9 protein-coding genes are annotated in these 11,275 nt (G+C 74.2%); all 9 read left to right on the top strand.

Annotated features, from left to right (window positions below):
* Nucleotides 1-126: 126 nt before the first annotated feature.
* Nucleotides 127-2,106: an FAD-dependent oxidoreductase gene (locus tag ACG2DA_RS18895; RefSeq protein ID WP_395257707.1), complete on the top strand. Its 1,980-nt coding sequence runs from the start codon at nucleotides 127-129 to the stop codon at nucleotides 2,104-2,106.
* A gap of 67 nt (nucleotides 2,107-2,173) precedes the next feature.
* Nucleotides 2,174-3,319: a hypothetical protein gene (locus ACG2DA_RS18890; protein ID WP_395257705.1), complete on the top strand. Its 1,146-nt coding sequence runs from the start codon at nucleotides 2,174-2,176 to the stop codon at nucleotides 3,317-3,319.
* A 147-nt stretch (nucleotides 3,320-3,466) separates the two neighbouring features.
* Nucleotides 3,467-4,018 carry a cysteine hydrolase family protein gene (locus ACG2DA_RS18885; RefSeq protein WP_395257704.1) on the top strand — a complete coding sequence of 184 codons (552 nt, stop codon included), beginning with the start codon at nucleotides 3,467-3,469 and terminating at the stop codon, nucleotides 4,016-4,018.
* A gap of 538 nt (nucleotides 4,019-4,556) precedes the next feature.
* Complete coding sequence (locus tag ACG2DA_RS18880; protein WP_395257703.1) at nucleotides 4,557-5,192, top strand: hypothetical protein; 636 nt, start codon at nucleotides 4,557-4,559, stop codon at nucleotides 5,190-5,192.
* Complete coding sequence (locus tag ACG2DA_RS18875) at nucleotides 5,189-5,758, top strand: hypothetical protein (RefSeq protein WP_395257702.1); 570 nt, start codon at nucleotides 5,189-5,191, stop codon at nucleotides 5,756-5,758. Before ACG2DA_RS18880 ends, ACG2DA_RS18875 begins: the two co-directional genes overlap by 4 nt.
* A 132-nt stretch (nucleotides 5,759-5,890) precedes the next feature.
* Entirely contained in the window at nucleotides 5,891-6,313 is a 423-nt protein-coding gene (locus tag ACG2DA_RS18870; protein ID WP_395257701.1) for a BlaI/MecI/CopY family transcriptional regulator, read from the top strand.
* Nucleotides 6,306-9,173, top strand: coding sequence for a DUF1559 domain-containing protein (locus tag ACG2DA_RS18865; RefSeq protein WP_395257700.1), 2,868 nt, complete (start codon nucleotides 6,306-6,308; stop codon nucleotides 9,171-9,173). Before ACG2DA_RS18870 ends, ACG2DA_RS18865 begins: the two co-directional genes overlap by 8 nt.
* Nucleotides 9,174-9,318: 145 nt before the next feature.
* Entirely contained in the window at nucleotides 9,319-10,314 is a 996-nt protein-coding gene (locus tag ACG2DA_RS18860; protein WP_395257698.1) for a proline racemase family protein, read from the top strand.
* A gap of 83 nt (nucleotides 10,315-10,397) precedes the next feature.
* Nucleotides 10,398-11,275: FAD-dependent oxidoreductase (locus tag ACG2DA_RS18855; protein WP_395257696.1), on the top strand; the 878-nt coding region annotated here is incomplete at its 3' end.

Raw genomic sequence — 11,275 nt, 5'->3', positions numbered from 1 at the left:
TCGCTTCGACCTCGAGCCAAGGTGGGTGCGGCCGCGGCCGCACCCGATGCACGGTGACGATCGCTTCTGTCGGGCCGTCCATCTCCTCATCCTAGCGCCCTAACTCACTCCCACGGTTCCCCCGCCATGCTCGCCGCCTTCGTTCTGCTGCTCGCCCCGGCCGCCGGTCCGCCGGCCGCGGACGCCGGCGTCCTCGTCTACGGCGCGACGCCGGGCGGGTTGGCGGCGGCGGTCGCGGCGGCCCGGCGGAACCCGGAGCGGCCGGTGACGGTCGTCACCCCCTACGGCTGGATCGGCGGGATGGCGACCAACGGCCTGACCCACCCGGACTTCCATTCGTTCGAAGCCCTCACCGGGGTCTTCCTCGACTTCACCCAACGGGTCGAACGGCACTACGCGGACAAATACGGACCCAACTCCCAGCAGGTCCGCGACAGCTTCCGCGGCACGCACGCCGGGCCGGGGGTGAACTTAAAAATCCTGCGGGCGATGTTGGCGGAGCATCCCAACATTCATGTGCTCACGCGGCGGCGGGTCGTCTCCGTGCAGACGGAACCGACCGAGGGCGGCGGGCGGCGGATCGTCTCGGCGACGTTCGAGCCGGTCGCGGACACGGCGTTCGGCCCCTACGAACCGGCCGTCGGGCCGGCGGAGACGCTGTCGGGGGCCTACTTTGTGGACGCCACCTACGAGGGCGACCTCGCCGCGGCGGCCGGCGTGCCGTTCCGCGTGGGGCAGGAGGGGCGGGACGAATACGGCGAACCTCTCGCTCCCCAAACGCCGGACGATCACGTGCAGGGCTACAACTTTCGCCTGACGGCCACCCGCACCGGCGCGGGGAGCACCGACGTGCCGCTCACCCCCGGCGAGAAACCGGCCGACGGGGCGAACGCGGCGCCCGTCGAGCCGCCCCCGGGCTACGACCGCACCGACTATCTGCCGTTGTTAGAGACGCTCAACAGCGGCCGGGTGAAGCGAATCTTCTGCGACACGATGAGCGGCGTCGGCGGGGGATTTTATAAAGCGCAGAGCCCCGTGCTGCCGAACGGGAAGCGGGACCTGAACGACGTCCACGGGACGCCCGTGCGGCTGTCGCTGCCCACGATCAACGACGACTGGCCCACCGCCGACCCGGCCCGCCGCGGCGAGATTTATCGGGAGCACCTGCGGCACAACGTGGGCATGCTCTACTTCCTGCAGAACGACCCGGCCGTGCCGGAGCGGTTCGCCGAAGACGCCCGCGCCTGGGGCTGGTGCCGGGACGAATATCCGACCAACGGCCACCTCCCGGAGCAGCTGTACGTGCGGGAGGCGCGACGGATCGAAGGCGTGACGACCTTCACCCAGAACGACGTGCGGCCCGAGCGCCGCGGCGACGCCCGGGCGAAGTTCCAGCCGGACTCGATCGCCGTGGGCGACTACGGGCCCAGCAGTCACGGGACCGACCGCCGCGGCACGCGATTCGACGGGGAGCACCTCGGGCAGTACGGCGGCGGCACGGCGCCCTACCAGGTGCCGCTGGGGACCGTGTTGACGCGGGACGTGACGAACCTCGCCGTGCCGGTGGCCTGTTCGGCCTCGCACGTGGGGTTCTGCGCGTTGCGGTTGGAGCCGATCTGGGCGGCGATGGGCGAGGCGGCCGGCGAAACGATCGCCCTGGCCGAGCCGATGAACGACGGAGCGGGCGGGCCGCTGACGGCGGTTCCGGTCGCGGCGGTGCAGGAGCGGTTGCACGCGGCGGGGTCGGCGACGATTTACGTCTCGGACGTCCCGCCGGACGCCCCGCTGTTCCGGGCGGTGCAGTGGTGGGGGAGCGCCGGCGGCCTGACGGCCCTCGACCGCGACCCGTCCCGCGAGCCGGTGAAGTACGCCACCCGCGGCCGCCGCATCGCCGGCCAATACCACGAGGCCTTCCCGGCCCACGCCTTCGAACCGGACGCCCCGCTGACGCCCTTCGTCCGGGAGGCTTGGACCGAACTGGCCGCCAAAATCGCCCCGAACGCGGAAGGCTTGGACGACGCCCCGACCCGCGGGGAGTTCGTGCGGCGCGCGTGGGCGGGGCGGGAGCCGGCGGGCAGCGGCGTCGCCCCCTCCGGCCGCGACTGACCGTCGCGGCGCCGCCACGCTAGGCTGGCCGGCGGTATTCGTTCGTCGCCCGGTTGGAGCGCCCGCAATGTTCGTCGTTCGTGTCTCCGCCGCGTGGGTCGCGGCGTTGCTGGTTGCCCCGTTCGCCGCGGCTCAGGAGGCGGACGCGGAGCCGCCGCCGATTCTGCATGCGATTCCGGCGGACGCCGTCGGGGGGATGACGCTGGACGTGGAGCGGCTGCGGGGCGATCCGCTGTTCGAGCGGACCGTCGCCCCGCTGCTGGCCGACGGCGGGCCGTTCGCCGTGGCGCTGGGCGAACTAGGGCTGAGCTTCGCGGACGTGCGAGCCGTCGCCGCGTTCGTGCCGCCGGCGCCGCCGCCGGACCCGGAGGAACGCTACCCGTCCCGCGATCCGGTCGGGGAGCCGCTGTTTCTGGTGCGGGTCGCCGGGCCGGTCGTGGTGCCGGAGAAACTGGCGGAGCGCGGGGTCGCCCGGGCCCTGCCGGACGGCCGCACGCTGGCGCTGGCGATCGGCCGCCGCGGCGGCGAGACGCTGGCGGCGTTGGGCGAGCCGCAGGCCCCCGCGGCCGGCTCGGCGGCGGCGCTGGCGGAGGAGTTGGGAACCGAATCGCCCGCGGCGCTGCTGCTGTTCGGGGACGTGACGGCGATCCGGTCGGCGATGCTGCGGGAACTGGACTTCGCCGCCCGCCGGGAGGACGAGTGGATCCCGGCGTTCGGCTTCGCCCGGCCGGCGGTGACGGACGCGGACGCCTACGCCCTCGCCGCGGACCTGTCCGGCGGGGCGCTGTCGGCCCGGCTGGTCGCCGCCGCCCCGGACCCCGCCGCCGCCGAACGCCTGCGGCAGACCGCGGGGGCGGCGGTCGTGGTGGCCCGGAACGTGTTGAACGGCCTGCCCGCCGCGATGCTCCGCCGCGAGCCGGAGGAGGCGGCGGTCGTCGCCCTGGTCGCCGCCGCCCTCCGCAAGATCCTGGCGACCGTCGAGGTGACCGGGGAAACCGGCGACGGGATGTCCGTGCGGGTCGGCGTCTCCGCGACCGTCGACGCGGAGACGACCGCCGTCGGCGCCGACCTGCTGGTCGCCGCCGTGCGGGCGGAGTTCGGCCCCCGCGAATCCGACCGCCGCCCCCCGCGGGTCCGGGAGTTCCGCAACGCCCCCGAGGCGCTGGAGGAGCCGGACGCGTTGAACGAGCCGGACGCGTTGGAGGAGCGCTGAGGCGGCGCCGAGACGAAGACGCGACTCCGCCGCGGCGGGGGGCGGAAACCCTCACCGTGACGGACGGAACGGTCCGACAAGGATCCCTCCCCGCCGGCCGCCCCCCAGCGGCCCCCGTCGCCCCCGTGCCCCGTCCCGTCCCGTCCTATGAGCCGCGCCCTCCTCGTCATCGACGTTCAGAACGAGTACTTCTCCGGGGGCGCTTTTCCCATCACCTATCCCTCCGGGCACCTGGAGACGATTTTGAAGACGATGGACGACGCGGCCGACGCCGGCGTGCCGACCGCGGTGATCCGTCATCATCAACCCGGGCCGGACCCGCAGGTGTTCAAGCACGGCTCGGACACGTGGGCCCTGCGGCCGGAGGTCGAGGAGCGGCCGCGGGACGTGCTGATCGACAAAAACCTGCCCGGCTCCTTCACGAACACCCCGCTGGAAGACTGGTTGAAGGAACAGGGGGCGGACACCGTGACCGTCGCCGGCTACATGACGCAGGTCTGCTGCGACACGACCGCCCGGCAGGCGTTCCATCGCGGCCTGAAGGTCGAGTTCCTCAGCGACGCGACCGGCACGTTGGACGTCTCGAACAAAGCCGGCTCCGTAACCGCCGCCAAGCTGCACGAAAGCATTTTGGTCGCCCAACAGATGTTCTTCAGCGACGTGCTCGACACCGCCGCCTGGCGGGAACGGCTGGGCTGAACGCGGTTTCAGAACTGAGCGAAAACACGAACCCGCAGCGTCAGCGCTCTTTGCATCAACGGACGTAACTCAGGCCGCAGGCGTCGCTGAGGACGCCCGATGCAATGGGAGCCCGACGCGGAGCCGAGGCCGGGCAAGGCTGCCCCCGTTGAACCGCCTCGGCTGGCGCCTCGGGCTGCCAACAGAGCGAGGCGGCGAACGGTTCACCCGCGCCCGCCGGAGACGGTGAGCCCGAAGCGCAAACGAGGCCGGGTAACTCCGCAATGCGTGCACGCCTCGGCTCGCGTTTCGAGCTGCCGATCGTTGATGCAAAAAGCTCTGCGCATCGGGCTGGTCAAGACCGCTGCGGAAGAGCGCGGCTCGCTCTCAGGACTGGGCCTGAGGCCCCGGCTCGGGCCGTCGGCGGACGGGCGGGACTTTCCGGGAAGCGCCGGCCGCCCGGCGGCGTAGGAAAGGCGAACCGGATCAACGCTCGACCCGCGGCCGGCTCTCGTTCATCTTCGTCCTCGCCCGCCGCCCGCCCCGCGTCGTTCGCTCCATGGCCGCGTCCGCCCCGCCCCCGCCCGACGGCGCCACGGCGACCGGCGACACGCCGGTCGTCGCCACGCTGGCCTGCCCGAAGTGCGCCGCCCCGCTGCCGGTGCCGGCCGGGCGGGTGCGGTTCCTGTCCTGCGATCATTGCGGCGCCACGGTGCGGCTGCGGCGGTCGCGGGGGCGGATCACCGCCAAGCGGGTGCGGCGGCTGGGCCGACGGGTCGAGGGGCTCCACCGGGCCGTACGGCGGATGCACATTGAGGAGAAACTCGCCGACCTGGACGACCTCTGGAACCGCCGGCGGGCCACGCTGATCGACGGCTGGGACGAGCACGGCAAGCCGCTGCCGCCCGATCGCGGGGCGGCCGTCACGCTGTTGATCGCCGGCGTCCTGGCGATCGCCTGGGGGGCGCAGACCTCCCTGAGCAGCGGGCTGTTCCCGTTTTCGCTGTATTTTTGGGGCGGGGTCGTCGCGGCGACGGTCGCCGTACGGAAATGGGTCCGGGCTGAACGGTTCCGCCGCGGTCGGGAGAACTACCAAACCGCCCGGGCCGCCCTCGAACGCCGCCTCTCCGGCTCCGGCCACGGCGGGGACGACGACGGGGGACCCGACGGGGGCCCCGACGGGGCGGCCCGATGAGCGCCCGCCGTCGCCCCGCCGCCAGCGGCCCCTCCGCCCCGTGCAACCACTGCGGCGGCCCCGTGCCGCTGGACGCCCCGGCGGCGGACGGGGAGGAGTCGGGGGGAGCGGGAACCGACGCCGCCGACGGGCGGATCGTGCGGTGCGGGTTCTGCGGCACGGCGCTGCTGATCCACGTGGAGCGCGGCGTCCGCTGGACCGAGGAGGTCGCCCGGCTGGAGCGCCGCACGACCGGGGCGGAGCGTCGGCTGCAGGCGGTCGCCCGGCGGCGGCGTCTGCGGGCGGAGCGCCGCCGCAACCGCCCGATTCACACCACGACCGACTGGCAGGGCGTTTCGAACGGCTGCGGCTTCGCCGCGTTCGGCGGGCTGTTTCTGAGCGGCGGGGTGATCGCGTTGGTCGTCGCCGTCAGCGGCGGTCCGGCGTGGGTTTGGCTGCACGTGCTGGCGTTCGGCGGGTTCGGCGCCGCGGCGGTCGCCGCCGGCCTGCGGGAGGCCCGGGAGAGCCGCCGCGTGGTCGTCCGAGCCGACGGCGCCCGCGAAGCGCCCCCCGACGCCCGCGCCTGACGGCTCCGCTCGTCGACCGAACTTGCTCGGGCTCCGCCCCCGAAATCGGAAACGCGTCAGCCTCTTGCGATGCGTTCCGCACTTCGGTAAAACCAAATCTAAGAAACCCGAACACCGTGCGAACTGCCCCTCATGGCTCGACCGCCCGCCGAGGAACTGACCGATCGGGAGTTGGAAGTGATGCACGCCGTCTGGGACCGCCAGGCCGACGGGGACGCCGGCGGGGGCGAGGTGACGGTCGCGGAGGTGCGCGACGCCCTCGCCGCCGACGGCCGCGATCTGGCCCACACGACGGTCGCCACGCTGGTGTCCATCCTGCACCGCAAGGGGTTTCTCGACCGCACCGACGACCGCCGCCCGCACCGCTACCGGGCGGCCCGCGGGTTCGAGGAGGTCAGCCGCAGTCTGGTGGGCGAGTTGGTCCGCAAGGTGTTCGGCGGCTCCCGGGAGGCCCTGCTGGCCCGGCTGGTGGACGACCGCCTGACCGCCGCCGAACGCGACCTGCTAGAGGGGGTGCTCCGCGAGAACCGCAACGGGACGACCGACGATGCCTGACTTCGCCCCCCTCCCCGCGTCCCTGCTCACCCCGCTGCTGTGGGTCGCGGTCCAGGTGACCGCGGTGACGCTCGCCGCGGCGGGGCTGCACGCGGCGGCCTCCCGCTTCGGGCCGCGGGGCGGCGGCCGCGTCGCCCTGCTGGGGCTGTGCGCCGCGGCGGCGCTGTCGCTGGCGGCGTTGAGCCCCTGGCCGCGGTGGGACGGCGGGGCGGTTCCGTCGGCGCGTCCGAATTCTGCGGCGCCCGCGAAACCCCAAGCGGAGATCGGAAACGAACGAACCGACGCGGACTTCGCCAGCGTCTCGCTGGCCGCGGGGCGGGCGTTCGTGGCGGCGCTGCTCGATCCGCCGGGGACGCTCGGCCCTGTCGCGGACGCCGCGGCGCCGCGGGAGGTCCGCCGGCCGGTGCGGTGGGGAATGCTGCTCGCCGGCGGCTTGACGCTGCTCGGGCTGGGGCGGTTCGTGGTCGGTTGGCTGTGGGTCGGGCGGTTGCGGCGGCGGTCTGAACCGGTGGACGACGTCGCGGTTCAGGCCGAGTTCGCCGCTCTCCGCCGGGCCGCCGGGGCGCCGGACGCGACGGAGTTGCGGGCGACGACCGCCCTCTCGACGGCCGCGGCCGTCGGCTGGCGCCGCCCCGCCGTGCTGCTGCCGACCGGCTGGCGCCGCTGGGCTCCCGCGGACCGCCGGGCCGTGCTGGCCCACGAGCTGGCGCACGTGGCCCGCCGCGACGCCGCGGCCAATCTGCTGGCCCAGTCCGCCCTGCTGACGCAGTTTTATCACCCGCTGTCGCACTGGCTCGCCGGGCGGCTGCGGTTGGATCAGGAACTCGCCGCCGACGCGGCCGCCGCGGAGCTGTGCGGCGGGCGGGCGGCGTATCTGCGGAGCCTCGCCGCGGTCGCCCTCACGGCGGACACCGGCCCGGTTCGCCCCCGTTCCCCCGCCTCGGTCGCGTGGCCGGCGCGGGCGTTTCTCCCCTCCCGACGAACCCTGCACCAGAGAGTCGAAATGCTCCGCCGAACCCCCGTCCCCCGTCCCCGCTGGGCGACCCGAACCGCCGGCCCGCTGGCCGCCGCCGGCGTGCTGGCCGTCGCCCTGCTGGCGAGCGGTTTTCGTCCCGCCCCGGCCGCCGCCCAGGCGCCGGCCGGCCTGCAACCCCCGGCCGAACGGCAGCCCTCGGACAGTCTCCAACCGCCGGACTCCCAGTTGCCGGGCGTCCTGCCGCCGGCTCGCCGGCCGGTGGTGCGGCCGCCCGTCTCCACCGACGCCCTGGCCCCGCGGCGGGCGACGCCGACCGCCGAGGCCGCCGACGTGCTGTCCTACGTGCCCGCCGACGCCCAACTGGTCGCCGTGCTGGAGGCGCAGGCCCTGCTGACCGATCCCGCCCTGGCCCCGGTCGCGGCGCTGCTCCGCGGCGAGGGGACGCCGGACGGACTGGAGGCGCAGTTCCGAACGTATTTCGGGCTGAGTTTCGCGGACGTCGAGCGGGTGGCGATGTACCAGAACCGGCTGGCCGAGATGAACGGCGGGTCGGGCGAACGGCCGACGCCGCCGACGTTCGTGATCCGCACCGTCGGCGAGGCGCCGGACCCGGCCGTCGAGGTGGAGGGCGGCGCCGTCCCCGCCCCCGAGGCCCCGGTGACGAAGGCCGACGCCCGCACGCTGCTGTTCTCCCCCGGCGGATCAAACGACCTGGGGACGAAGCCGGCGCGGTCCTTCGCCGGCAACCCCCTGCTGAACGCGGCCCGGGCGAACGGCGCCGGGGCGGCGCTGTACGTGGATCTCGCCGCGGTTCGTCCCGCGATGCTGGCGGAGTTGAACGAGGCCGCGACCCGCCCCGGGTCGGACGCGGGCGTGCAGGCGCTGGCCCTCGGGCTGGCCCGCCCGCTGGCGACGAACGTGGACCGGGTCGCGGTGTGGACCACGCTGGAACCGGACGGCACGGTGCGGGCGACGGCGCTGGCCGAAGCCCCCGACGAAGCCGCCGCCAGCGTGGTGAAGGCGACCGTCGACGCCGCCCTGACGATGGCCGGCAACGCCCTGGACGCCGCCCCGGCGCTGACCGACGGCGAGCCCGGCGAGCAGATGGGCGTCGCCATGGCCGTCGGCATGGCCCGTAAAATCCTGGCGGCGACGACCGTCTCCGCCCAAGGCCCCCGGGTGACGCTGACCACGCGGGCGGACAACTCCGCCCCGATGCTGATCGCCCTGATCCTCCCCGCGATCCAATCGGCCCGCGCCGCCGCCCGGCGGACGCAGAGCCAGAACAACCTCAAGCAGATCGCCCTGGCGATGCACAATTATCACGACGTTTATAAACGGTTCCCCCCCGCCGTCGTCGTGGAGAACGGCGTGAAACGCAGCTGGCGGGTGGAGTTGTTGCCGTTCCTGGAGCACGCGGATTTGTACGAGGCCTACGACAAGACGAAGCCGTGGGACGACCCGGCGAACGCCGCCGTGCTCGCCCGGACGCCGGACGTCTACCGCCACCCCGCCGACGACCGCGGCAAGCCGTTCACCTCCTACGTCGCCCCGATCGGCGCCGCGGGCGGCCCGCCGAGCCTGTGGACCGCTCAGGCCGCCCCGCAGGACGGCGGCACGGGCTTCCGCGACGTGACCGACGGCACCTCCAACACGATCATGGTCCTGGAGACGAAAACCGAGATCCCCTGGACGAAGCCGGAGGACGTGACCGTGGACCTCTCCAAGTCGGTCGACCCGACCCCGTTCGGCGGCTGGCACCGCGGCGGGTTCAACGCGGCGTTCACCGACGGGGCGGTGCGTTTCCTCAGCGAGCGGATCGACGCGACGCTCTTCAAGAACGTGCTCACCCGCGCCGGCGGGGAGGTCATCGACCTGCCCTGAGCGAACCCCGGTCGCCCGGCGAGGTTCGCCCCGCTTTCCCCCTCCGCCCTTGAGGGAGAGGGGGGGAGCGGAATGCGGCATGACCTCGGACGCGGCGGCGGGCAGAATGGGGGCGCCCGCTGCCCGACGTGAACGAGCCCCCCGCATGACGGCGTTCCCCCTGCCCCCGACGTTGGCGGTCGTGGACACCCACACCGCCGGGGAGCCCACGCGGGTGATCCTCGACTTGGAGGGAACCCGGTTCCCGACGCTGGCGACCGGCTCGGCGGTCGAGCGACGGGCGCGGTTCGCCGCGGACTTCGACGCCTTCCGCAGGGCCGTCGTGGAGGAGCCGCGGGGGCACGAGGCCGTCGTCGGGGCGGTCGTGCTGCCGCCGGCGGAGGCGGGCAGCGTCGCGGCGGTCGTGTTCTTCAACAACCGCGGACCGCTGGGGATGTGCGGGCACGGGACCGCGGGCGTCGCCGTGGCCCTGGCCCACGCGGGACTCATCGAGCCGGGGGAGCGCCGCCTCGACACCCCCGCCGGGCCGGTGCCGTTCACGCTGCACGCGGACGGCCGCGGGGTGACGTTCACCAACGTGCCCTCGTTCCGATACGCCTCGGGCGTGGAGGTGGAGGTCGGCCGCGGGGGGCGGTCGCAGCTCGTCGCGGGGGACGTGGCCTGGGGCGGGAACTGGTTCTTCCTCGCCGACGCCGCCGGCCGGGCGCTGGAGCTGAGCAACGTCGGCTCCCTGCTGCACGCCACGAAGCGGATCAAGGCAATGCTGCACGAACAGGGCGTGACCGGGGCCGACGGGGCGGAGATCGATCACGTGGAGCTGTGCGGCCCGCCGGCCGACCCGGCGAACGGCGGCCGCAACTTCGTGCTGTGCCCCGGCGGGGCCTACGACCGCAGCCCCTGCGGCACGGGCACCAGCGCCAAGCTGGCCTGCCTCGCCGCGGACGGGAAACTCGCCCCGGGCGAAACGTGGCGGCAGGAGAGCGTGATCGGCAGCCTGTTCGAGGCGTCCTACGAGCCCGGCCCGCCGACCGCCGACGGCACGCCGACGGTCCGGCCCACGCTGACCGCGACCGCCTTCGTGACCGGCGAGAACCTGCTGCGCTTCGACGCAGCCGATCCGTTCCGCGGCGGGATCGTTTAGCGCCGCTTGTTATCGTCCGCCGCCGGAATCGTTCGCCCCCGGCGTCCTGCCCCTCACGGTTCGCCGCCGCGGCGTTGTGCGAAATGTCTGACGAGTCCCCGGTGGTCCTGATCGGCGGCGGCGTGGTGGGTGCCGCCTGCGCCCACTATCTGGCGGAGGCCGGCCGCCGCGTGACGATCCTGGAGCGGGACCGCTTTGGAGCGGCGTGCTCGCACGGGAACTGCGGGCTGCTCTCGCCCAGCCACGTGCTGCCGCCCGCCGGGCCGGGGGTGTTCGCCGAGGCGATGCGGAACCTGTTCCAGAAGGACGCCCCGCTGCGGGTCGCCCCGCGGTGGGACCCGCGGCTGTGGCGCTGGCTGCTGGCCTTCGCCGCCCGCTGCAACGAGTCCGCCGCGGTCGCCGCCGGCCGCGGCATCGGCCCGCTGCTGGCCTCCTCCCGCGCGCTGTACGACGACCTCGGCGCGGAGTTGGACTGCGAGTTCGAGCCCCACGGCCTGCTGATCGCCTTCCGCGAGGCCGCGGCCCACGAGGCCTACGCCAAGACCGACGCCCTGCTTTCCGAACGGTTCAACCTGCCCGCCCGCCGCCTGGACGGCGCCGAACTGCGGGAGTTCGAACCGGCGCTGCGGCCCGAGGTCGCCGGCGGCTGGTTCTACGAGGAGGACGCCCACCTGCGGCCGGACGCCCTGATGAAAAGCTGGCGGACGGCGCTGGAGGGACGCGGGGTGACGATCCGCGAGGGCGTCTCCGCGACCGGCTTCCGCGTCGAGGACGGCCGGGTGCGGGCGGTTCGGTACGAATCGAAGGGGGGCGCCGGCGAGCAGCCCGCCAGCGCCGTGGTGGTCGCCGCCGGGGCCCTGACGCCGGATTTTCAAAAGGCCCTCGGCGTCTACGTGCCGGTGGCGCCGGGCAAGGGGTATTCGCTGGTGTTGCACCTGGAGGAGCACGGCCTGGACCCCGC

Source organism: Alienimonas sp. DA493 (genome assembly GCF_043951915.1).
In the GTDB taxonomy this organism is placed as follows: Bacteria; Planctomycetota; Planctomycetia; order Planctomycetales; family Planctomycetaceae; genus Alienimonas.
The sequence above is the reverse complement of the archived record's forward strand: the minus strand, read 5'-3'. Positions and strand labels throughout refer to the sequence as shown.